This window comes from Methanoregula sp. (genome assembly GCF_028679125.1).
In the GTDB taxonomy this organism is placed as follows: domain Archaea; phylum Halobacteriota; class Methanomicrobia; order Methanomicrobiales; family Methanospirillaceae; genus Methanoregula.
Window position 1 is genome coordinate 15466 of record NZ_JAJRCG010000005.1, and the last position, 25733, is coordinate 41198.

Below are 25733 nucleotides of genomic sequence, written 5' to 3' on the forward strand. Positions count from 1 at the left end.
GATCCAATCCCCTGAACCCGGCGCGGATCTGAAACAATCCTTCATTTTGATGCGGGGAGACACCATGGATAACCAGCCTGTTGCCCGGGAGATCGTATTTCCATCATTCCCTTTTTATGCCCGCTGCGGGATCATCGGTCAGTGCAATAGCCTTTCCCGCGGCCGCAGCAGTATGCGTGGAACGGCCGGTTCGCCCAGACACGATCCCCATAATGCAGGTTTTTTATGCCTTCCGGATTACACCCCTCATAAAGGTTGTCCATTAGTCTTATGGTTACGGCAGCGTCATAGTGTTTGGATGTCCGATAAAAAATACGAATCATTGAAGATTGAGAACATCGTTGCATCAGGTGTTATTGCAGAATCCATCGATCTGGTTGAACTTTCCAGCAAGGTAAAGAACTGTGAGCTCAACAAGAAACGGTTTCCCGGCGCGGTATACCGTATCGCGGATCCCAAGATCGCGTGCCTGATCTTCTCGTCCGGCAAGATCGTGATCACCGGTGTCCGTAATGACAAGGCGCTTGCAGACGGGCTTGCGATTGTCATCAAATCGTTAAAGGATGCGGGCATTGAGCCTCTCAAGAAACCGCAGGTTGCAGTCACCAACATGGTCTGTTCGTACAATCTCGGCCGGTACATCAACCTCAACAAGCTGACCGTCACGCTCAATGTCGAGAATGTCGAGTACGAACCCGAACAGTTCCCCGGGCTTGTGTTCCGGATTGCCGAACCGAAGATCGTTGTCCTGATCTTCTCGTCGGGCAAGATCATCCTCACGGGCGGCAAGACCCTTGTCGATGTCAAGAACGGGCTTGACGTCCTTGAAAAGAAACTTGAAAGCGTTATCTGAACCGGGAATTGCATAACCCAATCATCCGGCAGCATCCCGGCCGGACGCTCTCATGTCACCGGCCCCCCAGTACTGGCGGGTGACCGGGCCGGCCATCACTCCTTTTTTTCTGTTTTCAATAGCCGGGCGTGCCGGATGGATCCCGTATACCGGGAGCTCTCAATCCGTATGACTGTGGTACTACCGGAACAATCTGCGGTGTGCCGGTCGTACACCCGTCAATGCATAATGCCAACCGCAAGAATTGCGGGAAGAACAAAAGAGATATGAAAAGATTTCATCTGCCCGGGGCTGTTTTGATCGAACCGGGTTGCAGTCTCTCCGGAACGGAGGAATCCTATGCCTTGGGACCCCGGGTCACCCTGCCCCCGGCTGCCCGGATGGTTGTCTCAATTTTAGTGAGCAGTTCATCGTCAGCGAGGGCATAAAAAAGCAGCTCATACCGGTTAACCAGCGCAATGGGCTTGAGGATGGCGAGCGGTGTCTGTCCCGCTTTATTTCTCTCAAAATCAATAGGCACCACGGTCATGGTATCATCTGCCCAGATTGCGATATTCCCGTTTCCCGCTTCATCCCAGAGTTTCTTCACAATATCCTGCGTTATCATACAATGGCGTCCTCACCGTGTTGGTACAGTCACAACGGTCCTGCACCCATATAATTCCCACGCACGAACGTACCGGGCCGGTTCTCATCGGGGGTCCGGACGAGTACCGGCATTTCATCCGGCAACGTGAAAAATAATGTCGCACTGGTATCCGGTGCCCGGCAGCCACGTTCCCTGGTATCTTACCCGGTATCCGCCAGAGACAGGAGATGGTGTCGGAAGAGATCCATGGCCCTGCGTGTTCCCTCCCTCGGTTTTTTACTGTCCTGGTATCCCATGGTGATCGTCATGCATCCCCGGAACGTGCTGGTGAGGAAGCAGGTAGTGGGCATGTAACCCCCCGGGTAGCAGAGATAGGCATCAGAGAGTCCTGCAACCTCGGGAAGCGTGATCGTGCCGGGGTTCGAGATAAAAATGTCCGCAAGACCCGCTCTCTGGAGGGCTGCCATCTGCTCCACCATCCGGTGGATATTACGGCCCTCCGGGTCAGAGGCCGTATCCATCTCAACCTGTTCGGCGATACCGATGCATCCCCCTGCCTTGAGCCGCTTTGTCTCTGCAATGACGCGGGGAAGGATCCCGTTCATTCCCTCACCCGACCTGCGTTCGAGAGCAAAACAGACATTGACCGCCTGGTTGCTCATCACCCGCGATCCATCGTTCTGGTGCTGGCGGAGATTGACGGGGAAATAGATATCAATCGGACCCGGGTGCCCCGTAAGATCACTCATGGCGAGGAAGTAGGCCGCCATCAGCGCATCATTGATACTGCCCCCGAGCCGTTTTGCCTCCGCCCGGATCGCTTCCAGAACCGAAGGAGTGATACATTCCCGGTGATACGTGGTGGGTTGCTGCGATGTCCCGAACGGATCGGGCCACATGGGGTTGATCACTTGCATATCGGAAGAGACCGGTTTTTCTTCATGGGGCCATCTCCTTGTCCAGAGCGTGTCACGCTCCGGGATCCCCCCTTCCGCGGGAGAGAGGCTGCCCGGCTGCATGTATTCCTGGAGCAGCTGGGACATGAGCGTCTGGAGGCCGAAGCCATCAGCAGCGGCATGCGCAAGGTTGATGACGATCACATCTCCCGAAGAGCGTCGCAGGAGACGGAAACGGCATTGCAGCGGACCATACGGATCAACCGGCCCGATGACCAGAGGGTGATAGTTCCCGTTGGATTCCACGACTTGTAATGGTGGGAAAGATGCAGGTTCTGCCATCTCCCAGTATGCCGGGCCATTCCCCCGGACAAGCCGGCTGTGCAGGACCGGGTGAGCTAGGAGACACGCATGCGCTGCCTCTTCAAGGAGACGGGGGTCGAGCTGCCGGTCGAACTCCATCACCGCGCAGAGCGTGGCATCGCCCATAAGCCGGACTGAATCGGTGAACAGATCGAGCGCGGATGCCTCGCGGGTGTACATGCTCACAACAAGAATTCCCGGATTAATAAATCTGTATCCTATCGGGGGGTGAAAGTAAGCTGTACTGGCCGGCGTAACGCTGACGTTTATTCCGGGTATTTATACTTTTAGCACAACGATTGCCCGGCGATCCCAGGAGTATTGCAGGCCCCGGCAGACGGACTCGCACACGGATACGCGGACGGTAGCAGATCAAACGGGGAATTAATAGTATGAAAATCTCATCTTATTCATGGATGATACAAGTATTGCCCGCCATCAGAAACCGGGGAGAGTATCTGCCCGGGCATGTGGCCGATCCCGTGAAGGGACCCGCGGCATCTGTTGGTATTTCCTGTTCATCGCCTTCGCAGTTTTCCTGATAGCGGTCCCCGCTTCTGCGGGATCAGGTTCCAACATATCAGTACAACCGGCCGGAAATGCACCGGAAAATGTGACCATCAGCATCTATGTTATAGATTTCAACCGTGTCGACGTGGGAGCCGGGACAGTTGGCGTGGATTATTACTTAAACCTCAAATCCGATACACCGGTATCGATCAATGATTTCGAGCTTATGAACGGGGCAGTAACATCGATCACACCCGTCACAGATACACCCCATGAAAAAGAGTACCGGATCGTTTCCGTCCTGACGACCGAACCCGACCTCAGCCGTTACCCGTTTGACCGGCATACTCTCTCTATCAAGATGGAGTCCAAACAGAAAAACGAACAAGAGCGGCTCTTTGTCATTGACCAGGAAACGAGTGGCCTCTATCGTGAAGCAGACCTCCCGGGATGGACCTTTTCCGGCACCCGTTTTGCTGTTACAAACGCGTCATATCTCCCCGGTGAGGTTCCGTACTCCCGGGCAGTCTTCAGTTTTGGTATTACGAGAGATGTTACCTCAACAGTCCTGAAATTTTTCCTGCCGATTATGCTCATCGTCATCGTCTCGCTTTCATCGCTGATGATGAAGATCTCATCCCGTCTCGGCCTGAACGCCTCGATGTTCCTTGCCGCAGTGCTCATCCACTGGCGTATCGCCGATGCAATTCCGGCTGTTGCCTATGCGACGTTCCTCGACCTGTTCATGATCATCACGTATGCAACGCTCGTCATGGCACTTCTTTCCGGCATCCTTATCATGAGATTCACCGAGACCCATAATACCTCACGGGTTGAACAGATCGATTACTGGTCCATACGGGTTATCCCCCCGGTCACCATTACCCTGTATTTCCTGCTCTTCCTGACCCTGGTCATCTGAACGGGTGCTGGCCGTCCCTCCCCCCGGCAGGGACGGGCGGTCATATTTTTTCCAACGATGGCTTGCCGTTTCCTGCATGACCACCAATCCGTGTCGGGGGCCAAAGGCCCCTTCGTATTTTTCTCCGGGGCCGTCCCGGTAACCCGTGTGGCATCAGGAAGATCTGGATGGGGCAATGGGGGGCTCATTGTTATAAAATCCATGGGGTTATCAACCATTCCGGCGTACTAGTACCATTATCCATCCGGCCGGAAAACTACAACACCGGTACATACTCCTTCATGCATGTTTGACCAGACCATTCCCTTTGGTATCCGCAGAACCGATATCGATAGTGGAACCGAAAAACTGGTCCGTGCACTGGAGGGGAGTATCGGGGAACGCCGGCAGGATATCATCACCGGGCTTGCAGAAACGGGGACAACCATCCTCCCCTGTATCCTTCGTGCATTTGAGGATCCCGGAAAGAAAGACCTGATGGCCGCTGCCGGGGAGGTGCTCGTTCTCTGGGGAGATCCGGTATTTTCCCTTCTTGCAGAATTTTTTGAGAACACGGATCCCGCAACCCGGGCTGCAGCAGCCGGCGCATGGGGATACCTCGGAAAACCGGCAGGACCCTATCTTGTTACCGCGCTGAACGATCCCTCACGGGATGTCAGATACCGGGCCGCTCTTGCGCTGACCCAGATCGGATGGGTGTTTCCTCCCGAGCAGATCCGCGAGGAGGTCACCTGTGCAGTCTTACTGGGCGAGACAAAAGGGCTGATACGGAAAAAGAAAGCGGCAGTTCCCGTCTTACTCGATCTACTGGATGACGAAGATTACCGGATGAAGGCCGGGGCGATCAAGGGACTCGGGGAGATCAAATCCGTAAAGGCCCTCCCCCGGCTCGCCCCGCTGATCCGGAGCAATGAGATTGAAGTCCGTTCCGCTGTTGTTGAAGCGCTCGGCAAGATAGGGAATACCAGGATCATTCCGGTCCTTGTTCACGCGCTGGGTGATTCCACGCCGTATGTACGGATCGAAGCGGTCTGGGCTTTAGAAAAACTGGGATGGAAGCCGGAGAACAACCAGCAGATGGTACGGCTCCTGATTGCCAAGGAACAATGGGAAAAACTCTCCCAGCTCCCGGCGGAGGCAATTCCTGCTCTTGTCCCGGCCCTCCTTGATGCAAATCCCAGCATCCGGAACAAGGTGACCGCGATCCTTGTCTCGCAGGGAAAAGCCGCGGTTCCGGCGCTTATCCAGGCACAGAAAAGTTCTCACGATCCGCTCAAAAATGCTGCAACAGAGGTACTTGCGCAGATACAAACCTCAGCGGGTACCCGGTCCATCTCGCCGGTTCTCAAAGGAATCAGCAACCATTCCTGGCTGCTGAGCGATGAGGCAATCCCCGAAGACCAGAAACTGACCGTAACGTTCGATGACCCCGAGGAGGATCTTGAACAGAAGATCGCAGAACCTCTTGAAGAGAAGATCCGGCGCCTGTCCGCACTGATCCGTGATCCGGACCCTGCGATACGGGTGGTTGCTGTTGAAGAACTGCGAGCAACCGGCCTTCCGGGATTCAATCCCCTCCACACTGCAGTACAGGATCCCGATACCGGGGTACGATCGGCCGCTGCCGAAGCCCTCGGTGCCATAAAAAGCGTCAGGGCACTCCCCTCTCTCATCCGCCTGCTCCGAACCGATCCTGAAACCGTCGTGCGGATTGCATCAGCACGCGCACTGGGCGTCATCCAGGATGCATACGCGATCCCGCCCCTCATCGAACAATTGTCTCATCCTGATGACGGGGTCAGGAGCGCAGCAGCGTCTGCACTGGGAACTATCGGCAGCCCGGCACTCCCGGCCATCCTTACCAAGACCCGGGACCGGAATACGAGGATACGTGCAGCCGCCATACGGTCCCTGGGAGCGATGAAGGATCCCGTAGTGATACCCTATATCATCCGGGGTTTCACCGAACAGGATCCCGGGGTACGTACTCATGCGGCCCTGGCACTGGATGCCGTTGCAAAGACAATTCCCCAGAGATTTCTTGAGATCATCCCCGGGCTGATCCTGGCCGGAAGCACTGCTGAACGGGGTGGGATTCTTGATACCCTGGCAACCATGGAGAACGAACAGGTTCTCTGGATTGCCTGTGCCGTGCGGGATGACCCGGATCCGATCGTTCAGAAAAAGGCTCTGGATATTATCCGCAAGTGGCAGCCGGACCTGCTGGCCGGGCCAAAGAAGGGTGCATTGCAGCCACGCGATGAACATACTCTCCGGATCCTTGTTGGACAACTGTCTGATCGCAATCCGGCAATCCGGAAAACAGCGGAGGATCAACTGAAGGAGACGGGACAACCGGCTGTCCTGATCCTCCTCTCTGCCCTTCGAGACAGTCCCACCGCGGTCTGCGGGATCATCACGGGCATTATCGCCTCCATGCAGGCAAGTGTTGTTGGCGACCTTATCGATGCGATCCATGACGAATCGCCGGTTGTCCGGGAGGTTGCAGTAACCCTCCTGGGACCGTGTCCAGAGGAACGTGCCATTCACGCAATCGGCTGGGTACTCTATGGTGAGACGGAACCGGATATCCGGAAAATTGCTGCAGTATCCCTCGGAAAAACCGGGAATAAATCCAGTATCCAGCCCCTGGTGAACAGTCTTGCCGATATTCCGGAGGTGAGCCGGGCCGCAATCGAAGCCCTGGGAACCATCGGGGGTGATGATGCCTGCAATGCGCTGATCACCTTCCTCGAGACTGCACCGGATGATGCAATCCCCGGCGTTGCACAAGCCCTTGCCCGCTGCGGGGAACCGGCCCGGGACGCTCTTTTTTTGGCCCTCATGAAGAAGGGTCCCGCATTCCGGCGGAATGTGGTCGCGGTACTGGATCACCTGTCCTGGCAGCCGGAGGATATGCCCGGCCGGATCCGGTACCTGGTGGCAAAAGGTGACTGGGACACCCTCCTTGCAATGGGTCTTCCTGCGCTCCAGTGCCTGATCGCCTCGTTCGACGACGAGGTCAAAGAAAACCGTCTGGAAGTTGCACGGATCATCGGGCACCTGGGAGAACCGGCACGCATCCCCGTTGTCCGGGCATTGTCCGATGATCGTGCCTTTGTGCGTGAAGGCGCGGTTCTCACTCTTGGCTTCCTGGGAAAATCCTCGGAAAAAAATATCGCAGGCCGGCTCAGGGACCCGGATGCACTGGTCCGGTACGCTGCTGCACAATCCCTTGACCGGATCCAATGGGTTCCCCAGGGGGAAGGGCCCGCTGCATTATACGATGTTGCCAAACGGGACTGGGGCCATGTGGTAGTACACAAAAAAACTGCGGGGCCTGCCCTTGTCCGGGTGCTCGGCGACCTCGATTTCGAGGTACAGTCCGGTACAATCCGCACGCTGGGGATTCTTGGTGACCTGCGGGCAGTGCCGTACCTGATCCTGCTTGCGAAAAAAACCGAGGATATCCGGATCATCCAGGCTGCGATCTCTGCACTGGGGCACCTGGCATGTCCCGAGGTTCAGCAGTTCCTGCTCGAGTCCCTTTCGCATCCGGTCTTCGCCGTACGGACCCTTGCGGCAGTATCGCTTGAAAAGACCGGCTGGACTGCCCGGGATACTGCCGAAAAAGTCCAGGTTTTCATTGCTCTCCAGAACTCCGGTGCCCTTGCAACGATGGGGCCGGCGATCATTCCCCTGCTTGTCCGGGCGCTTGACGACGATCAGGTGCTGGGCCGGCTGGTGATCACGGAAGCGCTGATAAGCATGGGTGAACCGGCGATTGCCGGTCTTACGGACATTATCCATGGGGATGACAAGCACCTGATGGGTACAGCCCGGAACATGCTGGCGCTTCTCAAAAAACGGGAGCCGCCCCGGGATGGCACAGACCGGTACGATACCTGCACTCCCTACGGTGCGTCGGGTGCGATCAGCCCTGCGGAGATAAAAAAACGCCTGGAGCAGATCCGCGAATTGCTTGCGGGTGCAGATGAGAGCACAAAACTGAATGCCGTGGCCTTACTCCAGCCCCTTGGCCAGCCGGCGGTTAACGATCTCACCGCTCTCGTACGGGATGAGAATCCCGCGGTGACGATCGCCGCACTTCATGCACTGGGACGGATAAACGCCCCCGAGGCGCTGCCAGTAATGATCTCCCTCGTGGGCGATCCCAATCCCGATATCCGCAGGGCCGTTGCGGAATCGCTGGGATGTTTCCGGGATGCCTCCGTGATTCCCTCCCTGGTCCGGTGTTTCATGGACCCGAGTGCATCCGTCCGTTCCGAGGCAATCCGGGCACTCTCCGGTATGGGCAGTTTTGCCATGCGGCCTGTGCTCGAAGCAACGGAAGATCGCGAGCCGCAGATCCGTTCCGCTGCGCTTGAAACCCTGGGAAAATTCCCGGACCCGGTGGTTCTTCATCCCCTGGTAAAATCTCTTACCGATCCTGATGAGCATGTCCGGTTCACCTCGGCAAAAGTGCTGGGGTCCCTGGTGGCGCGACCCGATTCCCTGGTGATCGATGTCCTGACAAAGATCCAGACGGAAGGCGACCCTGAGACCCGGTTAGTCTCGCTGGATGTACTCTTGTTCACTGATGATGTCCGTGCGCTCGATCTGCTGGACCTCCTGACGCATGATGAAAACGAGCAGATCAGTGCCAAAGCCCGGGAACTTGTTGCCAGGAAGGAGAATGAAGCGCAGCAGGCCTCCATGTCAGGGGAACCTGCCACGGTACCCGCTGAAAAGGATATCTCCCGGTGTATCCACGATCTGGCGAATAAAAACCCGAAGGTTCGCAAAGGAGCGGCCACGATCCTGCGGGGATTCGGGGAGCCCGCGGTCATTCCCCTCCTGCATGCCTATGCCCGTTCAGATCCCGAGGTCCAGGCGGTCATTGCCGGGGTGCTGGAATCAATGGGCGGATCTCTTGTCGATGAGCTTGACGGTGCACTGGATCATATTGATGCATCGGTCCGGATAGCCGCAGCCTGCGTTCTTGTGAAAATTCACGATCCCCGCAGCGTGCAGATTCTCGGGCACGCGTTGTATGGGGCGTCAGACCCAAAAACCCGCCAGGCTATTGCAGAATCGATCGGACTCCTGGGAGACCGTCGCGGTGCAAAGGCCCTTGCCGATATCCTCGGGGATCCCTCCCGTGACGTGAACCTTGCTGCCATCCGGTCGCTGGTGATGCTGCGCGATGCCATTGCAATCCGGCCGCTTATCGGGCAATTGTACAACCCTGATGAGGATAGTGTTCTCGCTGCAACCGACTCCCTCCGGCAGCTCGGCGAACCGGCCCGGGCAGACATGGTAAATCTGCTCTGTAAAGGAGATCATGCCCGTAAAGCGATTGCGGCGGGCATTCTTGAGGATCTCAACTGTGTTCCCCAGGACCCGGTGGAGCGGGCCTATTTCCTGATCGGGAAAGAACAGTGGTATGCGTTTGAAGAGATCGGGGAGAAGGCGCTGGGCCCTCTTGGTGAATCTCTTGGCGACAACGATGTCCATATCCGCCTGGGGGTTATCACAGCCATTGCAAAAATCGGCGGCACCGGGGCAATCCGGCCGCTGATTTTTGCCCTCAATGATCCCTCCCCGATCGTGCGACATCGTACGGAAAATTTCCTGGTAAATATCGGGGCACCGGTTGTTGAAGCGCTGACAAATGCCCTGGATCACGGGGATATCCACGCCCCCTCACAAGCAGGGAAAATTCTCTTAAAAATCGAACAGGCAAAGCATTCCCCCCAGGAGGACCGTGCGCCCGAACTCCCGCCTGAGCATAATCCGGAGGATAATCCGGGAGATATTCCCCCGACCGGGGAATGAGAAGATCTCGTTCGGTGAGCGTGAGTACAATGGCTCTCGTTCCGGCGTACGTCCTGTAGGAGGATCTTCGCGACGTTTTGCTGTTACCCTGCCGGAAAAGTGCCCTTCGTATCAGCGTTTTAATCGCCTTTCCCGGGGTCGGATGGGGCAAACAGGGTGCCCGAACTATTCGCGATTCGATGGCCCGTAATGGCCATTCTGTGAGGGGCAAATCTGCCGTATTTCGATAATCAAAGTTAAAATCGGGCTTATTTTCCACAGGAAACGAAAACGGGGGTGTTACGGGTTTTCCCGGAATCGTCCTTAGCGGGAAACTGGGAATCGGAGCCCCGAACGGGCTTATTTCTCTGTAAGTCTTATCCCCTCAATCCGGGCCTCGCCCCCTTCCGGGACCGGTGGCGCAAGGTGGGTATATCGGCTGAAACGGTTTTTTCCATTTCCATTGTCCCGGGCTAAAATTTTTATAAAAATATTTAACCCGTCAACGCACGTGTAAGACAGTAGTGATGTGTTTGGAACGACAGCCTGTTAAATCCCGAATTCTGAACTCTGTCGGCTATGATGACAGCACAAAAATCCTGGAGATCGAATTTCACAACCGGCTTGTTTACCAGTACCTGGGAGTCCCGCCGAAAATCTACGCCGATCTCATGCGTTCGGAAGAGATAGGGAAATACTTTTCAGAGAAAATCCGGCCCAAGTTCCAGACAAAAGCACTGGCCGCCAAATAACCGGATTCGTGGCTGATTGTCCCGGCAGGGGGATTACAACAGCACCGTGTAGCCTGCCGCACCCAGTACATGGATGAGCCGCTCGTCCCAGGCAGCATCATCGGGTTCGGTGATGGCGTTGATCTCGTTTTCAAAAATTTCTGTCAGCCGTTCCTCTTCCGATGCAAGGAATCTCTGGCACATGATCCGCCCGGCCCGTTTCCCCTCCGCGTCAAGGATCAGGATGCGCCAGCAGCCATAATCCCGGCAGATCTCCGGGCGTGTCAGGTGGACGGTGCAGTACCCTTTTGCCTCGTTCCGGTCGAACCGGAAGAACGGACATGCCTCGGGGCGTTCGGAAAATATACTCCGGTCCCGGAACAGTCCATACTTGTCCGGGTCAACCGTCACTTCCGTTTTCTCTCCGGTATACTCGTTGTTGACAAGGTACCGGTAGTTCCCGTAATCCTCCCGTATCGTATGGACAAGGCCAAGGTGGCTGCAACATTCCCCGCACTGGCTGCATTCAAACGGCATGTGGAATCTGGTACCGGGTATTATCATTGCCGGGACTTAACCGTGGCGGAACCCCATCCGCATCACGGGATTGTGGCGGAGTATTTCCCGTGAATTCAGCCTTTGATCACCAGCAGCGTGATGTCATCGAACTGAGGCAGATCGCCGGTATATTCGTTGACCGCCAGCAGGATTGCGTCGAGGATTTCCTGTGCCGGACATCGGGCATTTTTCCGGATGACCTCATTGAGCCGCTCCTCGCCGAAAAGTTCTTCCTGTGCATTGATCGACTCCGTGACCCCGTCAGTATACATGACGATAACATCGCCAGGACCAATCGATATTGTCCGGGAAAAGTACTTCCGGTTCTCGATTGCACCAAGCACGATACCCGTGGGCATGAGCTCCTCGAGAGTATCCATCCGGCTCCGGAAGACTACCGGGGGATTGTGGCCGGCATTGACATAGGTCAGGGTCCTGTCCTTCTCTTGCAGTATGCCGAAAAAGAGGGTGACAAACATGCCGGATTTTGAATCCTGGGCAATGATATTGTTGGAATCGAAGATCGCTTTTGCCGGGTCGCGATGCCAGAGAACATTCACACGGACCACGATCCGGGATAATGCCATGAAGAGTGCTGCCGGTACGCCCTTTCCGGAAACATCGGCAATGAGGAGCCCGAGCGTTCCTTTGTCAAGAGCGATGATCTCGAAGGGGATCACGTCAAAGAAATCGCCGCCCACTTCCTTGGCCATGACCGTCCGGGCAGCGATATCGAACCCGGTTATCTGGGGGATCACCTCCGGCATGAAGCTCTTCTGGATGTCAGCGGCAATCTGGAGTTCGGCATTCGAACGTACAAGCTTGCCTTCCATCTCGCGGCGCTCGGTGATATCACGGATAGTCTCGATCGCTCCGGTAATATTTCCCTGAAGGTCATAGAGCGGGCTGGCCTTTGCCCAGAAATACCTGCCCGAACTTCCCCGCAGGTTCTGGATGAACGTGTCCACGACAAGCGTGTCCCCCTCACGCTGCACGTGGGTATAGAGATTCTCCACCTCTGCCTCCGGCATGAGGATGAGGTTGGCGAGCATGGGCCTGCGGTCATGGTAAAACGGGATCGCATACTCGTACTCCCCTTTTCCCATCATGGATGCAGCGGGGATGCCTGTAATATCCTCCATCTCCTGGTTCCACGTGATGACCCTGCCGTCCTTGTCGATGGCAAACGTGGCATCGGGAAGAAAACTGATGATATCGGCAAGACTCCGCCGGGACCGCACGATCTCCTGTTCGGCACGCTTCCGGTCGGTGATGTCGCGGATAGTCTCGATCGCCCCGGTGATATTTCCCTGCGGATCACAGAGCGGGCTGGCCTTTGCCCAGAAGAATACCCCGCCGGGCCGGAAGTCCGGGATGAAGATGTCGACAACGAGCGTGTCCCCGATCCGTTCGATGGAATCATATCGTTTTTCGATCTCTGCTTCGGGCATGAAGATGAGGTTGGCAAGCATCGGTTTCTGCACGCCATAGAAGGGGATGGCGTACTCGTATTTTCCTTTCCCGAGCATGTCTTTGGCCGGAACCCCGGTCACCGCTTCCATAGCCTTGTTCCATGCAATGACCTTTCCGTCCAGGTCGATCACGAACGTGGCATCCGGTAAGAAGTCGATGATCTCCGCCATCTTCCGGGTAGTCCGCACGATCTCCTGTTCGGCACGCTTCCGGTCGGTGATGTCGCGGATAGTCTCGATTGCCCCGGTAATATTTCCCTGCGGATCACAGAGCGGGCTGGCCTTTGCCCAGAAAAAAACCCCGCCGGGCCGGAAGTCCGGGATGAAGATGTCGACAACGAGCGTGTCCCCGATCCGTTCGATGGAATCATATCGTTTCTCGATCTCTGCTTCGGGCATGAAGATGAGGTTGGCGAGCATCGGTTTCTGCACGCCATAGAAGGGGATGGCGTACTCGTATTTTCCTTTCCCGAGCATGGCTTCAGCCGGAATTCCGGTCACCGCTTCCATTGCCTTGTTCCATGCAATGACCTTTCCGTCCAGGTCGATCACGAACGTGGCGTCCGGTAAGAAGTCGATAATTGCGTCATGAAAAGTCGGGTCCGGGGGTTCCATGCTCCTGCACCTATGCAGGAATAGTCACCCGGGTATGATGATTCTTCCTCTCGACCCGGTCGGGGCATTTCCCGTCAGGTACCCTTGTGTTAACCAGCCACCCCCCGGTCGGAGGCCGGTTCCAAAGCAACCCTCAAGATTAAATTCTCTGAAACGAATGTTGAATCAATGGAATATAATTCAGTCCCGATCGAACGCCAGAAGCGACTGGCGGTACTCATTGATGCGGATAACGCCCAGGCAAGCATCATCAAGAACCTGCTCGACGAAGTGGCCAAATACGGCGTAGCCTCGGTCAAGAGGATCTACGGCAACTGGACAACGCCCCAGCACCAGGGATGGAAGGATGTCCTCCTCTCCAATTCGATCATCCCGATCCAGCAGTTCAACTATACGGTCAAGAAAAATGCAACGGACAGTGCGCTGATCATCGATGCCATGGACCTGCTCCATGCGGGGAACCTGGATGGTTTCTGCCTGGTGTCGAGCGACAGCGATTTTACCCGACTGGCTTCACGGATCCGGGAGTCCGGCCTGATGGTGTACGGGTTCGGCGAAGAGAAGACGCCCAAGGCGTTTGTCGATGCGTGCGACAAATTCATCTATACCGAGATCCTGCGGCCAACCGAACCGGCAACGGAGCACGTGGGGACTGCCACGCCCGTTTACCGGAACGCCACGGTCTTCAAGGATATGAAGAAGGATCAGAAATTCTTGAAACTGCTGAAGAACAGTGTCGAGGATTCCTCGGATGACCAGGGCTGGGTGGAGCTCGGGCTTGTCGGTCAGAACATCCAGAAGAAAAGCCCGGAATTTGATTCGCGGAATTACGGGTTCAAGAAATTCTTCGATCTCATACGCTCCCTTGACCTGTTCGAGATCGATGAACGGCAGTCAAAGGACCAGGTCGGAAAGATCATCTATATCCGGGAACGGATGAAGAAAAACCGTAAATAGGTTTTGTGGGACAGTCATTAACCGGATTATATCCCCATTCCATTTTCCCCAACCCTGCCGGACACTATCTGCTTCCTCGATAACCCGGGAGTATCCCAACGCATGATGTTCTCCATGGCCATGGGGGATTTTGTCACCGCAGTGAACTATCACCTGCCGATGGTAGTCATCCTTCTGGATAACCGGCAACCGGGCGTGATCCAGGTGGAACAGATGACGGAGCATTACCCGGAGTTTGCCACCGGCCAGCTCAACCCGGACTCTGCGAAGGATGCTGACATGTGCGGCGGTGTCGGGATCCGGTGACTCACCCGGAGGATTCCGGACCTGCGGTCATGCGTGTAATGGCGATGGACAGATCTGTAATCATCGACGGGGACACGGACGCGAAACGGTTCTGATCCCTGGTGACCCGTCCGAATAAAAAATGAGAAAAGAATCTCCGGGCTGCTATTATCCCATTCCGGGAGGCATCCCGCCCATTCCGCCCGGTGGCATGCCGCCGGCAGGCCCTGCGCTCCGTGCGGATGCAATGACATCGTCGATGCGCAGGATCATGACCGCGGCCTCGGTAGCGCTCGAAATGGCCTGCGTCTTCACTTTCAGAGGCTCAACGACACCGGCCTTGAGCATATCGATCGGTTTTCCCTTGTACACGTCAAGCCCGAAGGTCCGGTTCCCGGTTTCATGGGCAGCCCGGATCGCGACGAGCATGTCGATAGGATCGAGACCGGCGTTATCAGCAAGAGTCCGCGGAATGATCTCAAGTGCCTTGGCGAATGCCTCGATCGCGAGCTGGATCCGGCCCCCGACCGTTGAGGCGTACCGGTGCAGCTGGAGCGAGACCTCGATCTCTGGCGCTCCGCCACCGGGAACAATCTTCTTGTCCTGCACGACAACGCTGACGACCATCAGGGCATCGTGGATCGCACGTTCGAGATCCTCGATAATGTGCTCGGATCCGCCCCGGATGATCAGGGAGACTGCCTTGGGATTCTTGCATTTCGAGACATAGATCATGTCGGACTCGGAGAGTTTCTTCTCCTCGACAAGACCGGCAGACCCGAGATCGGCCGCAGTTATCGCGTCAATCGTACTGACAATCGTTGCTCCGGTTGCCCGTGCAATGTTCTCCATGTCGCTCTTCTTGAGCCTGCGTGCCGCAAGGATGCCCGCCTTTGCCAGGTAGTGCTGGGCAATATCATCGATGCCTTTCTGGCAGAACACGACCGTTGCACCGGTCTTGATGACCTTGTCCGCCATCGCATGGATCATCTGTTCATCCTCGTCAAGGAATTCCTGCACCTGGCCGGGCATGGAGATATTGATCTTGGCGGAGACCTCGGTCTTTTTGTATTCGAGCGCCGCGTTGAGGAGAAGGATCTTTGCGTTCTTCACTTCCTTTGGCATGCCCGGGTGCGCCCGTTCCTTGTCAATAACCATTCCATCGATCAGCTGGGTGTCCTCAATGGCCCCCCCGACTTTCTTCTGGACGTTCACGTGCCCGATATCAACCGTGCCATCGGAATCCGTGACCTTCGTTATTGCCTTGACGACCATGTCGCAGAGCAGATCCTTGTATGCCTCTGCCCCTTTACCGCTGATTGCCGTTTCGGCGACTTTTCTCAGCATCGCGTGATCGCCGGGTTTCACCGTAACTGCGATCCCTGAAAGGATCTCGAGGGATTTTACTGCCGCCTGCTGGTATCCTTCCGCGATAACGGTCGGGTGGAGATGCTGTTCAAGAAGATTCTCCGCATTTTTCAGGAGTTCCGCGGCAAGTATGACCGCCGATGTCGTGCCGTCACCGACTTCCTTGTCCTGCGTCTTTGCAATCTCCACCATCATCTTTGCGGCAGGGTGCTCGATGTCCATCTGCTGCAGGATCGTGGCGCCATCGTTCGTGATGACGATCTCTCCCATGCCGTCGATGAGCATTTTGTCCATTCCCTTCGGCCCGAGCGTTGACCTGACCGCTGCTGCTACCGCCAGTGCGGCAGCAATGTTGTTGTTCTGGGCTTCCTGCCCCCGGTTCCGGGTAGTTCCTTCCCTGAGAATGATGATCTGCTGCCCGCCAAGTTGTTGTGACATTTCGTTCCTCAAATTTATGGTTGGTTCCGGGTCTTCCCTCCTGAGTGCAGAAGAGTTGTCCCTGTTCATGCCGGTGTGCACGGCCAGGCGCCCCGGGTCCCGGTAGGCCGGTTTTTGCGCGTGGGGGCACACGGTTGATCAAACAATATCGTTGTGAAAAAACAAAGTCCGGAACAGATCTGCCCCAACCGTACCGGGTTGTGGGGGCATGTTCGCGGTGCAACGATAGATGTAATGACGTTGTTACTCAGTTGTTATGGGGGAGAATTGCTTCGTGGGTTCATAGATGTATCTGTCGGGGGAATGCGACATGTTCCTTTGATCTGATCGATAAAATCCCCGTGCAACCATCTGCGCACAAGTAAAATGATGACTGCTTGTGTTCTCCGGGTTTTTTTCAAGGATGGGCTCCGGAAAACCATTCATGGATTTTTTATTTTATTTTTTTAATGTTGGATCGATACATACTACTATCCCCCGGTAAACCAAAGAGGGACAAAAGCATGAAAATGGGAGCAGATAATGGGGCACAGGAGGACAGATTCCACACGGAGATACAATTATGCTCATCTCATCTGTGCCTACCTGCTCCACAACAATCTCTCCCGCGCTGACGTGACGGCACGGGACATTGCACAGTTCCATCACCTGGCAGGGAGTTCCTCCCAGTCCATCAGCGCCCTGCTGAATTTTCTCTATTCCAACCACATCCGGGAGACCCGTTTCGGGTTTTACATCATGGGGACTGCACCCTTCAAAAAAAGCGATTACCCCCACCATTACACGATCGAGCTGATCGATCAGGCTCATGGACTGCTCTGATGCTGCCTGTTACCTTTCCCGTTCCGGGAAAAAAACCCGACATGAATGCATGCTGTTGCGTATTTATCCGGGTCGCCGGAGCAGGGTATGGGCGTGCAGTATGACACGGACCTGGTGGCAATGGGCCCTGCAAAGATATGATACAGATCTTCTTTCGTATGAGTTTTATGCGGGGTGCCCGGTCTGGAAAGCATGGTGGTTCCGGATCCTGGTTGTTACGGTCTGTATCTGCCTTGTCTGGTTTTTTTGGCTGGCCTGAAAGAACTATCCCGGTATAGTCCTTCTGGTTGTTATTTTCCGATAATTATCCGGTATGATCCGGTATTTCCTATCTGTATCTCATGGCAGGGCATGAGGGCATCCCAGATACTACCGGCTTAAAAAAAATCCCGCCGTTGAACACCCGGAAAAGCATAAATATTCTCGTTCTCTACTACTGCCCATGCGGGAGCAGAAAAACAGCATACGGAAGATCCTGCGGGAACGGAAGGATGCCATGGAACCCGAAGACCGGCTGAAGAAGAGCAATCGTATCTGTGGCCATCTTATGACCCTCATCGATGAGCACGAGACCGTGATGGCCTATACCTCCAAGGCGCTGGAGGTTAACACGGTGCCGATCATCACTGCCTTGCTTGAACGCAGGAACCCGGTCATTGTCCCGATCATCGTCAAGGAGGACGTAAGCCTCCGGCTCTCGTACCTGCGGGACCTTGCGGTACTGGTCCCGAGCACATTCGGCGTCCCCGAGCCCATTGGGAGCGAGATCCCGGCACGGGGCGAGGAGGTGGATACGATCCTCCTCCCGATGCTCGGGTTCGACAGGACCGGCGGGCGGATCGGGTACGGTGCCGGGTATTATGACCGGTTCCTGGAAAAATTCCCCGACCTCCGCAAGATCGGCATCGCGTTTGCCTGCCAGGAGATCGACAGCCTTCCGCTGGACGAGACCGATGTCCGCATGGATTCTATTGTCACGGAAGAAGGGATCGTATATCCCTGAGGGATGACGCGATTATGGAGATCAACGGTACTGAAATCCTTGATACCTTTGCCGAGGCATTCCCGACCTGGCTCTCGCGTGTTGTCATCACGGCAGCCACGAAGGAATGGGCGTATACAACCGCGGTAACCTCCACGGGTTTTGCGACGTCCAAGATCTTCTGCCCCTGCGAGGCCGGGATAGAGTGCGGGATGCTCCCTGGCGAGACCCCGGATGGGAGACCGGGTGTCTCGATCCTGATCTGCGCCGAGAAGAAGAATATGAAATCCAATGTTGCCGCCCGAATCTCCCAGTGCGTGCTCCCGGCACCGACTGCCAGCGCATTTGACGGCCTGCCGGATGCGGCCTCCCGGTTTTCTATCCGTATGCATTATTTCGGGGACCGGTATGAAGAGCGGTGTGTCGTCGGAGGGCGGAACTGCTGGAAGATCCCTGTCATGGAAGGCGATTATACCGGTGAGGAGCGGTTCGGCACGGTGAAGGGAATCGCCGGGGGAAATTTCCTTGTCATGGGAAAAGACCCGCAGTCTGCTCTTCTGGCGGCAACGGCAGGAGCCGGTGCCATACGGGGGATGAAGGGAATTATTACCAGTTTTGCCGGCGGAATCGTAAAGAGCGGGTCGAAGGTGGCCTGCAAGAATTACCGGTTCCCGATGCCGGCGAGTACCAACCACATGTTCTGTCCCTCCCTGAAGGGCAGGATTGCCGATTCACTCGTGCCGGATGGCGTGGGCTCGATCTACGAGATTGTCATGAACGGGACAGATGAAGCAGCGATACAAAAAGCCATGGCCGCGGGTATCCGGGCAGCCGCGGAGACCGGACAGGCAAGCCATATCGGGGCATCGAATTTTGACGGGAGGCTTGGCCCGCACCGGTTCTCCCTGCATGACCTGTTCAGGTAAGAAATGAGGGAATTATTCCGGAGATCCCTTATCCTGACAGGGAGTCCGGAATACCCGGGCCGGTTCCGGTTTTCCGGTCACCGTGACCGTTGTTCCTGACAGGGAAGTTCCGGCATGAGGATCGTGAACCCGCTCACGTTACGTTCCCTGCCCCGTTCAAAGGGTAATTCGTACGATGTGACATTCTCATCACTACATGTCGGACCGTTGACCATGATCAGGATGGAGCCTTTTGGGACACGCGATTCCACTGGTCGCCGTACACAAACCTGTTCCGGACCGCCGGCTCGTAGAGTAGCCAGAACAGGATCGGGCCTCCGATCATGGCCCAGATGATGCTGTTGCTGAAATAACTGTAGAACTTACTCTCAAACGGCCGGCCGAAGAAGAGCGTGCCGCACACCGCGAGGAGCAGCATACAGGCAAACGTTACGAGGAAGGTGACTGCCCAGAAACAGCCAAGAGCATAGGTGTCCATCCGGATTTCCCGTCCCTGCATCAGCCGGTGCCAGAGCCGGTACGAGATATACGGGTACAGGAAATTCGCGATGCAGCCCACAATACTCATCGGGGACCACGAACCAAAGAGGTCACCCACAATATTACCGGTACACAGTCCCCATGCTGCGGCCGGGCCCCAGAAGATCCCGCAGACCACCGGCAGGATCGCAGCAGGACGTACGCTGATCCCCGCAATCACCCACTGGTACTGGTTAAAGGGGACCAGAACGAGCACGTAAAAAAGTGCTGTTACGAGAATCCATGCCTGGCCTTTCCGGTCGGACAGCACCCGGAGAAGTTCGTGCATACAGATAGTTTGGGAGCCTTTGGGGAAAAGGATCGCTGTCACCGGATCTGTTTCCCGACGTGAGTCCGGTCAGCGTGCAGTTAGTAAACCAGCAGGAAATACGCCATCGCGGTTGTCAGGAATGCGCCCAGGATGATGATCGCTGCAACGGGAACCAGGAACCCTATCATCCCGTTGACCGTGGATGCGATCTGGGAGATCCGCTGCGAGCCGAAGACCACGATCCCCCGGCACCACGCGGTTGAACCGGCCGTGCGGGCAGGAGCGGCATCTGCAAGCGCTTCCCGGACTGCTTCCTCGACAAGGGGATAAAACGTATCAACACTGACCCGGAGACCCACCTGGTTCCTGCCGGAGATCGTATTGACGACATGGGTATCGGTGGTCGTGACCTCGCATTCATCAACAATGCCAAGCAGCCTTGTGCGGATCTCGTCGCGGGTTCCGGTCTGCATGTTGTTGCCATCAAAGAGGACGTATGCGGTCTTCTGTCCGCCGGCATTCACGACCAGGACCTGGACACCGAGATCCCCAAACCCTTCCTGTCGTGAGAACGGGAGTTTCCGGTGGGCATATCCTGCTGAGAACGGGACCTGCTCTTTTCGTGCGGTTGCGGCAAATGCACTCTCCGCTGCGCCGAGATACTCCATGCCGAGTTCCGTACCCGAATACACCCCGTCCGCCAGGGTATCCATGCAGTTATGGGCATCGATAAATCCGACATGGGGGAAATATCTCTCCCCGGTTTTCATAATGGAAAAACCAAGGGCAAAATCGAGGTCTTCCGTAACCAGCGGCGACCGGGTTGCAATAGCAAGGACGGTGTCCCCGAACGCCTGCGCAAGCACATCCACCGAGCCGCACCGGTACCGTGCTGACGGTGTGCACCCGTTATTGGAGCAGGAGCGGGGACGAGCCGCGAGAACCGCGTCACCCACCTTCCCGACTTCCACTTCATCGACCGGGTTGAAATCATGCGAAGCCGAGCCGTGAAAGACCATCGAGGCATTGCCAAACATCCCGTGGAGAATCTTTGGCAGGTTACTCCCCCCGATCTCCCCGAGAGGACCGGGGTGGACGTTGGGGATCGTAACGAAGATCTCCTCCTTTCCCTCCCGCTGCATAACAAGGGAGACCTGCGGAACCACCACGCTCTCGCCAATGCTCCGGAAGAAGTCGTCGAGCTTCCTGCTGCCTTCGGACAGGTGTGAAAGGAACGCGTTCACCAGTTCGAGCGGTCCTACTTTGAAGTTTGCCTTCATGGGGCGTTCGACAACAATGATGAAGAGGTATACCCCGATGGCGAAACTGATGTGGAGCAGGATGGAGATCTGCACGAACTGAAGGCCGAGAAATGATGCCGCACCAATAACCGCAATACCGGAATGGAGAAGCGCCGGGATTACGACCCGCCTGAGGTGGAAATCGACCACCGCTGCAAGGAGGAGCATACGAAACGCGAAGACGAGTGCCAACGATACCGCAAAGAAGAGCGGGAACGAGAACCGGAACAACAGGATCGGCGAGAGGGAGATGAAAATCGAGATGATGAGGCCGAGCGCTGCTGTGAGTCCCGACCAGCCAAGATCCAGTTTCCCGGAGAACCGCCGGGCCAGCCAGGGTGTCAGGGCAAGGGCAGCGAGTGCGGGGATGAGGTATGCTGCAACGGGGAAGAGGGCCGGGTTCGTGAGATTTTTTCCGCTTCCCAGCATCGCCATGACCTCCACGCAGCCGGAGAGGATGAGGATGAGGGCAAGCGACCGGGCCCATGACGGGCTGGTAACGATATATTTTGAGAGCGCCTCCAGTTTGAGGTCCATCTCACCAGACACGGGATATCCCTCCCGCCGGGGGTGTCCCGCACACCGTGAAGGGACTGATCATGGCATCGGGGCTGCTGTGGATACCGGGGAGGGGTCGTGTGATCATGCTATCTGTGGTGTATCTGGATTATAACGGGATGAACGTTTCCGCTGTTCTTGTATGACGGAATCAGTTCACTCACTCGGCGAACGTTATAAAAAAAGTTAGAACGTATTCCCGCTGGTTGCAGGATTATATCTGGTGACTGCGGTCTGGGACGGGATGGTGGTCGCAGTTGGCTGTGGGGTAACTATGACGGTACTTGGTACTGTGGGAAGAACGGTTCCCACTGTTGTTCCGCTCACGGTACCGGCCTCTGTATTGTCGCTGACCCGGCAGAGCCCGTTAATGGATTTGCAATAGGCATTTGCCAGGTTCTGTGCGCCCGGTTCGGGAGTCCAGCGATTGATGGCCGTTGTCTGCCCGAGATACGTGGTATAGGTGACCGCATCGTCAAACGTCATAGCCGGGTTCGCCTTTAAGAGATACCCGATCGTGATCCCCCCGGTCCGGTCTGCGCCATGATTGCAGTGGTAGTAGATCAGGGTTTTTTTGCCGGATGGGTCTTTTTGTTTCAGCATGGCCGAGATGTTGTTGACCGTGTCAGCGTAACTGCAAAAACCGTCGTTATCCGTCCAGAGCCGGTTATTGATGCACGTATCATCATTGCCGGGGCAGCCGATCGTGTTCGACCAGATCAGGTTCCCGGTGCCACTCCGTATCGTGGATGGGATCTTCGCGCTTCCCGAACAGGTGCTGAAACTTCCCCCGTATGCATTCTTCTCGGCAGCGAAAAGAGCCGCGTTCGAATCCCCGGCATTGAGGAGGCTGATATCGATGAACTGGTAATCCGAGAGGTTGAAGTCCTGTAAATCCCTGATCAGCGCTGCTTTTTTGCTGTCGGAGAAATAGGCCGGTGCAACATCCTTCTCATGCCGGATCATCCCGTTGAGTTCATCGTAGGCAAAATGCCATTCATTGCTGTTCAGGCATCCCTTCTGGTTTCCTGCGCCGCTGCGGAGGATGACCGGTTCAGGTCCCCGGATGAGAAGGTTGCCGGTCGCTTCCGAGTAATCGACAACGGTCGGTGATGCCATCTGGTTCCGGTTCTCTTCCTGGAGATTGAAGATATTCTTGCAGCAGGTACTGCCGTCAGCAGACGAGTCCGAACAGGACATGGCGGCAGCATCGTTCTCCGGTGCCTGCACAGGATTCTGCGACGGGGTAAGTACGGCCCATGAGAAAACTGCCACAGCCACAACAACAACTGCAAGCACGACAAGGGAGATCCATCGGAATGCCGGTTTTTTTATCGGGGTTTTTTCAGTCATTAAACACCAGAAATAAGTCCTTGATTAGTGGTTTGGGAACCGTGTTAATAAAGACACGGAAATTGGAAGAAAAAGGGCAATTAGGTTCCAACCGGGTATGCTCTCATACGATCCCGTATGCCTGGCATGCCAGTACCGGCAATCAGAGCGGCCACCGGCAGGGATGTTCAGCCTTTTTGAGCGCAGGACACTTGTTGAAGTAGGTCTCACCCCAGACCCATGGCTGGTAATGGCAGCACATCTCGGGCTTCACCAGATGGATCCCGCAGAGGTACCGTGACTTTGCCACCCGGCGTAAAAACGGGCAGACGGTGACATACTCCCCGCTTTCCGGATGGCGCATCTCAAAAGAGATAACCTCTCCGAGGTCTTCGGCCCGGAGGCTGGTGCAGGAAACGGGATCCCCGTGTTCCCTGAACGCGACATACCAGCGGAGAATATCGGATCTCCCCTGCTCTATCCAGATATACACGTTTGCCGGGGTCGGTGCAATACCGGGGCCGAAGATACGGCAGCAGAGCCCGCACTGCTCACAGGGCTCGTCATCGGGTTGGGGCTCGTCCATAAAAATCCTGTTCATTGTTCGCCCGGAATCTGGATAAGTGTTTGCGGGCCGGACCTGCACAGGATATGGCAGAGTACCTCCTGTATACCTGAGGAGTAACCGCAGAACCGTTCCCGGAATGTGCTGTTGCAATAAAAAAATTCAGGTTAAGAAAATCAGAATGTTGCCCCGCCGGTCCCTGGGGTGTACCGCGCTCCGGATACTGCGGTCTGGGCAGGCATGAGTGTTGTCGCCTTGGCTATTGCTGTTGTCGGGACAGCCGTTGTGACCGTTTCAGCGGGCGTGAGTGCAGCAGCAACCGCAGTATCAGAACACGTGCCATGGATCATGTTGCAGTATGCCTTTGCCAGGGTCCTGGATCCGAGATTCGGTGCATGGGGTGTGCCAGAGTCTTTCCCGAGGTACGTGGTATACGTCAGCGCATCAGCATAACTCAGGTTGGATGCTTTCATGAGATATCCCATCGTGACGCCCCCGGTTCGGTCAGTCCCGAGCACACAGTGATAGTAGATAAGCCGTTTCTTGCCGGATGCCGGTTTTTCGGACATCAGGGTATCAATACGCGAGATAAGGTTGGCATAACTGCAGTAGCCATTCACATCCATGGTGAGGTACTGCTGGCATTCGCTGTTGTCAGGATTTCCGGCATTACAGAATCCTGTTGTCGAGATGAGCAGGCTCCCGGGCTGGCCATGGATCGTTCCTTCAGCGAGCGGTTCTGAACACGTGCTGGCTTTTCCACCGAAATCCCGTTTCTCGATATTAAGGTAGTGGCTGTCGACATCCCCATTATCCACAAGGGAGATGACGATGAGCTCGTAATCGGCGAGATTGAATCCTGCAAGATCTGCCTGGAGTGCCGCAGTTTTCCCGCTCGTGAAGTAGGCCGGGCTGGACGTGCTCTCATGCCGGATCATCCGGCTTAAGTTGTCATAGGCAAACGACCAGTCCTTCTCGTTTTTACATCCATAGGTTGCCGGAGGATTTCCGGCACCGTTACGGATAGTGAGGGGCATGGGTCCCCGTACAAGCAGGTTCCCGGTTGCCTCATTGATATCCACCACTGTCGGGGCTCTCAGATTCTCCCGGTTCGCTTCCTGGAGGTTGAACCTGCAGTAGCAGCAGGTAGTGTTGTCCGGAGAAAGATCGTCGGTGTTGCAGTTGAGCTGGTGTGTGCCTGCATCGGCCGTGTTTTCCGGCGCCTGGGGAACGGTATTCTGCCTAGGGAGAAGAATGCCGCTGAACATGAGCCCGAGTACGGCAAGGATCACGGCGATTGCAAGGACAACTACAATCGCAAGAACCTTACGGGATACCGGACGGGAAGAACTGTCTGTACCTGTCATGGAGTGAATCACCGGTGGTTTTCGTATTCTCTATCGTATGTGTGAGAAGCAGTGATAAATGGTGGGAATTTGGAATCTTTTCGGTGTTTTTCTTCCAATGGGTATTCCGGTTGCTGCATGCCGGTATTTTCATGAAGAACTCTGTCCCGATCCTGATGGTGGCAGGAAATACGGGACAATAAAAAGACGCATCCGCTCAATCGCTGAACCGGCACGGCTTTTCCTATATTACATTCTCCCGCTTGATTACCGGGCCCTGTATCCACTGGGGGAGATTACCGGTGCAGAACCGGATCCCTGGGTCATCCGGGGGGTGAGTACACGCGACCGCGTCCTGCATTTTGAACAGTTCGCGTCCCGGGACTCCTTGTAATGGTCTTTCGGGGTTTTGCTGACGATATGATTCTCTGCGGCGCACTCGGGACAGATGAACCGGATGACATACCCGGTCCTGGTTCCCAGAATTTCTGGTTTTCCTGATTGTTGTGTCATTGAACTATGGATCTTGTTTTTCACATTGCTTCCGGCCTTACATCGGACCGGCTACTCAGTACACAAAATGTTTGCAAAAGAGGAATATTGTGTCCTTTATCCGGGTATCCCGGATATAACTATTGCTAAACGTTGTACGATGGTATACTATTCGCGGTCCCGGTGTAAAGAATGATTGGATGGATGAGCCGGGGTTTCGGTGATTTCGGATCCCGGGGTCAGCC

At 55.7% G+C, this 25733-nt stretch carries 20 protein-coding genes; 10 read left to right on the forward strand and 10 right to left on the reverse strand.

The window, feature by feature from the left end:
• Positions 1-298: 298 nt before the first annotated feature.
• On the forward strand, positions 299-853 hold the full coding sequence (locus tag LUQ43_RS04980) for a TATA-box-binding protein (RefSeq protein WP_299964617.1): 555 nt from the start codon (positions 299-301) through the stop codon (positions 851-853).
• A 337-nt stretch (positions 854-1190) separates the two neighbouring features.
• Here LUQ43_RS04980 and LUQ43_RS04985 read toward each other — a convergent pair whose 3' ends face one another.
• On the reverse strand, positions 1191-1460 hold the full coding sequence (locus LUQ43_RS04985) for a hypothetical protein (protein WP_299964620.1): 270 nt from the start codon (positions 1458-1460) through the stop codon (positions 1191-1193).
• A gap of 182 nt (positions 1461-1642) precedes the next feature.
• Positions 1643-2881 carry a hypothetical protein gene (locus LUQ43_RS04990; protein WP_299964622.1) on the reverse strand — a complete coding sequence of 413 codons (1239 nt, stop codon included), beginning with the start codon at positions 2879-2881 and terminating at the stop codon, positions 1643-1645.
• Positions 2882-3113: 232 nt separating this feature from the next.
• On the opposite strand from LUQ43_RS04990, the gene LUQ43_RS04995 reads away from it, so the two are divergent.
• From LUQ43_RS04995 to LUQ43_RS05005, 3 genes are all read left to right on the forward strand, one after another.
• Positions 3114-4133: a hypothetical protein gene (locus LUQ43_RS04995; protein WP_299964625.1), complete on the forward strand. Its 1020-nt coding sequence runs from the start codon at positions 3114-3116 to the stop codon at positions 4131-4133.
• Positions 4134-4418: 285 nt separating this feature from the next.
• Complete coding sequence (locus LUQ43_RS05000) at positions 4419-9971, forward strand: HEAT repeat domain-containing protein (protein ID WP_299964628.1); 5553 nt, start codon at positions 4419-4421, stop codon at positions 9969-9971.
• A 506-nt stretch (positions 9972-10477) separates the two neighbouring features.
• Entirely contained in the window at positions 10478-10702 is a 225-nt protein-coding gene (locus tag LUQ43_RS05005) for a KTSC domain-containing protein (RefSeq protein WP_299964899.1), read from the forward strand.
• A 33-nt stretch (positions 10703-10735) separates the two neighbouring features.
• On the opposite strand, the gene LUQ43_RS05010 is transcribed toward LUQ43_RS05005, so the two are convergent.
• Positions 10736-11218 carry a YkgJ family cysteine cluster protein gene (locus tag LUQ43_RS05010; RefSeq protein ID WP_299964631.1) on the reverse strand — a complete coding sequence of 161 codons (483 nt, stop codon included), beginning with the start codon at positions 11216-11218 and terminating at the stop codon, positions 10736-10738.
• 95 nt (positions 11219-11313) lie between these two features.
• A complete protein-coding gene (locus tag LUQ43_RS05015; RefSeq protein ID WP_299964633.1) occupies positions 11314-13326 on the reverse strand; it encodes a SpoIIE family protein phosphatase in 2013 nt (670 codons plus the stop codon).
• Positions 13327-13494: 168 nt separating this feature from the next.
• On the opposite strand from LUQ43_RS05015, the gene LUQ43_RS05020 reads away from it, so the two are divergent.
• Both LUQ43_RS05020 and LUQ43_RS05025 read left to right on the forward strand, forming a co-directional pair.
• Entirely contained in the window at positions 13495-14283 is a 789-nt protein-coding gene (locus LUQ43_RS05020; RefSeq protein ID WP_299964636.1) for an NYN domain-containing protein, read from the forward strand.
• A 102-nt stretch (positions 14284-14385) separates the two neighbouring features.
• Positions 14386-14589: a thiamine pyrophosphate-dependent enzyme gene (locus tag LUQ43_RS05025; protein ID WP_299964639.1), complete on the forward strand. Its 204-nt coding sequence runs from the start codon at positions 14386-14388 to the stop codon at positions 14587-14589.
• A 147-nt stretch (positions 14590-14736) separates the two neighbouring features.
• Here the strand turns inward: LUQ43_RS05025 and thsA are convergent, their stop codons facing one another.
• Positions 14737-16374, reverse strand: a complete 1638-nt coding sequence (thsA, locus tag LUQ43_RS05030; RefSeq protein WP_299964642.1) for a thermosome subunit alpha — start codon at positions 16372-16374, stop codon at positions 14737-14739.
• A gap of 522 nt (positions 16375-16896) precedes the next feature.
• Here thsA and LUQ43_RS05035 point away from each other — a divergent pair.
• From LUQ43_RS05035 to fhcD, 3 genes are all read left to right on the forward strand, one after another.
• A complete protein-coding gene (locus tag LUQ43_RS05035; protein ID WP_299964644.1) occupies positions 16897-17196 on the forward strand; it encodes a hypothetical protein in 300 nt (99 codons plus the stop codon).
• A 442-nt stretch (positions 17197-17638) separates the two neighbouring features.
• Positions 17639-18199 (forward strand): 5-formyltetrahydrofolate cyclo-ligase, encoded by a 561-nt coding sequence (locus LUQ43_RS05040; protein WP_299964647.1) that lies wholly within the window; start codon positions 17639-17641, stop codon positions 18197-18199.
• A gap of 14 nt (positions 18200-18213) precedes the next feature.
• Positions 18214-19104, forward strand: a complete 891-nt coding sequence (fhcD, locus tag LUQ43_RS05045; RefSeq protein WP_299964649.1) for a formylmethanofuran--tetrahydromethanopterin N-formyltransferase — start codon at positions 18214-18216, stop codon at positions 19102-19104.
• Positions 19105-19321: 217 nt separating this feature from the next.
• Here fhcD and LUQ43_RS05050 read toward each other — a convergent pair whose 3' ends face one another.
• The 5 genes from LUQ43_RS05050 to LUQ43_RS05070 all read right to left on the reverse strand — a co-directional run bounded on the left by LUQ43_RS05050 (position 19322) and on the right by LUQ43_RS05070 (position 25017).
• Positions 19322-19912, reverse strand: coding sequence for a QueT transporter family protein (locus LUQ43_RS05050; protein WP_299964651.1), 591 nt, complete (start codon positions 19910-19912; stop codon positions 19322-19324).
• Between the two features lie 80 nt (positions 19913-19992).
• Entirely contained in the window at positions 19993-21744 is a 1752-nt protein-coding gene (locus tag LUQ43_RS05055; RefSeq protein ID WP_299964653.1) for a DUF2070 family protein, read from the reverse strand.
• A 195-nt stretch (positions 21745-21939) separates the two neighbouring features.
• Positions 21940-23106, reverse strand: coding sequence for a hypothetical protein (locus LUQ43_RS05060; RefSeq protein ID WP_299964655.1), 1167 nt, complete (start codon positions 23104-23106; stop codon positions 21940-21942).
• Positions 23107-23248: 142 nt separating this feature from the next.
• Positions 23249-23686 carry a YkgJ family cysteine cluster protein gene (locus LUQ43_RS05065; protein WP_299964657.1) on the reverse strand — a complete coding sequence of 146 codons (438 nt, stop codon included), beginning with the start codon at positions 23684-23686 and terminating at the stop codon, positions 23249-23251.
• 140 nt (positions 23687-23826) lie between these two features.
• Positions 23827-25017: a hypothetical protein gene (locus LUQ43_RS05070; RefSeq protein ID WP_299964659.1), complete on the reverse strand. Its 1191-nt coding sequence runs from the start codon at positions 25015-25017 to the stop codon at positions 23827-23829.
• Between the two features lie 97 nt (positions 25018-25114).
• Here LUQ43_RS05070 and LUQ43_RS05075 point away from each other — a divergent pair, with 97 nt between their 5' ends.
• A complete protein-coding gene (locus LUQ43_RS05075; RefSeq protein ID WP_299964661.1) occupies positions 25115-25390 on the forward strand; it encodes a hypothetical protein in 276 nt (91 codons plus the stop codon).
• Positions 25391-25733: the final 343 nt, after the last annotated feature.

What these genes read in the sequence shown, in the direction of transcription:
- LUQ43_RS04980 (WP_299964617.1), top strand. Translation starts at nt 299, where the DNA reads ATGTCCGATAAAAAATACGAATCATTGAAGATTGAGAACATCGTTGCA.
- LUQ43_RS04985 (WP_299964620.1), bottom strand. Translation starts at nt 1,460, where the DNA reads ATGATAACGCAGGATATTGTGAAGAAACTCTGGGATGAAGCGGGAAAC.
- LUQ43_RS04990 (WP_299964622.1), bottom strand. Translation starts at nt 2,881, where the DNA reads ATGTACACCCGCGAGGCATCCGCGCTCGATCTGTTCACCGATTCAGTC.
- LUQ43_RS04995 (WP_299964625.1), top strand. Translation starts at nt 3,114, where the DNA reads ATGGATGATACAAGTATTGCCCGCCATCAGAAACCGGGGAGAGTATCT.
- LUQ43_RS05000 (WP_299964628.1), top strand. Translation starts at nt 4,419, where the DNA reads ATGTTTGACCAGACCATTCCCTTTGGTATCCGCAGAACCGATATCGAT.
- LUQ43_RS05005 (WP_299964899.1), top strand. Translation starts at nt 10,478, where the DNA reads ATGTGTTTGGAACGACAGCCTGTTAAATCCCGAATTCTGAACTCTGTC.
- LUQ43_RS05010 (WP_299964631.1), bottom strand. Translation starts at nt 11,218, where the DNA reads ATGCCGTTTGAATGCAGCCAGTGCGGGGAATGTTGCAGCCACCTTGGC.
- LUQ43_RS05015 (WP_299964633.1), bottom strand. Translation starts at nt 13,326, where the DNA reads ATGGAACCCCCGGACCCGACTTTTCATGACGCAATTATCGACTTCTTA.
- LUQ43_RS05020 (WP_299964636.1), top strand. Translation starts at nt 13,495, where the DNA reads ATGGAATATAATTCAGTCCCGATCGAACGCCAGAAGCGACTGGCGGTA.
- LUQ43_RS05025 (WP_299964639.1), top strand. Translation starts at nt 14,386, where the DNA reads ATGATGTTCTCCATGGCCATGGGGGATTTTGTCACCGCAGTGAACTAT.
- thsA (WP_299964642.1), bottom strand. Translation starts at nt 16,374, where the DNA reads ATGTCACAACAACTTGGCGGGCAGCAGATCATCATTCTCAGGGAAGGA.
- LUQ43_RS05035 (WP_299964644.1), top strand. Translation starts at nt 16,897, where the DNA reads ATGGGGCACAGGAGGACAGATTCCACACGGAGATACAATTATGCTCAT.
- LUQ43_RS05040 (WP_299964647.1), top strand. Translation starts at nt 17,639, where the DNA reads ATGCGGGAGCAGAAAAACAGCATACGGAAGATCCTGCGGGAACGGAAG.
- fhcD (WP_299964649.1), top strand. Translation starts at nt 18,214, where the DNA reads ATGGAGATCAACGGTACTGAAATCCTTGATACCTTTGCCGAGGCATTC.
- LUQ43_RS05050 (WP_299964651.1), bottom strand. Translation starts at nt 19,912, where the DNA reads ATGCACGAACTTCTCCGGGTGCTGTCCGACCGGAAAGGCCAGGCATGG.
- LUQ43_RS05060 (WP_299964655.1), bottom strand. Translation starts at nt 23,106, where the DNA reads ATGACTGAAAAAACCCCGATAAAAAAACCGGCATTCCGATGGATCTCC.
- LUQ43_RS05065 (WP_299964657.1), bottom strand. Translation starts at nt 23,686, where the DNA reads ATGAACAGGATTTTTATGGACGAGCCCCAACCCGATGACGAGCCCTGT.
- LUQ43_RS05070 (WP_299964659.1), bottom strand. Translation starts at nt 25,017, where the DNA reads ATGACAGGTACAGACAGTTCTTCCCGTCCGGTATCCCGTAAGGTTCTT.
- LUQ43_RS05075 (WP_299964661.1), top strand. Translation starts at nt 25,115, where the DNA reads ATGGGTATTCCGGTTGCTGCATGCCGGTATTTTCATGAAGAACTCTGT.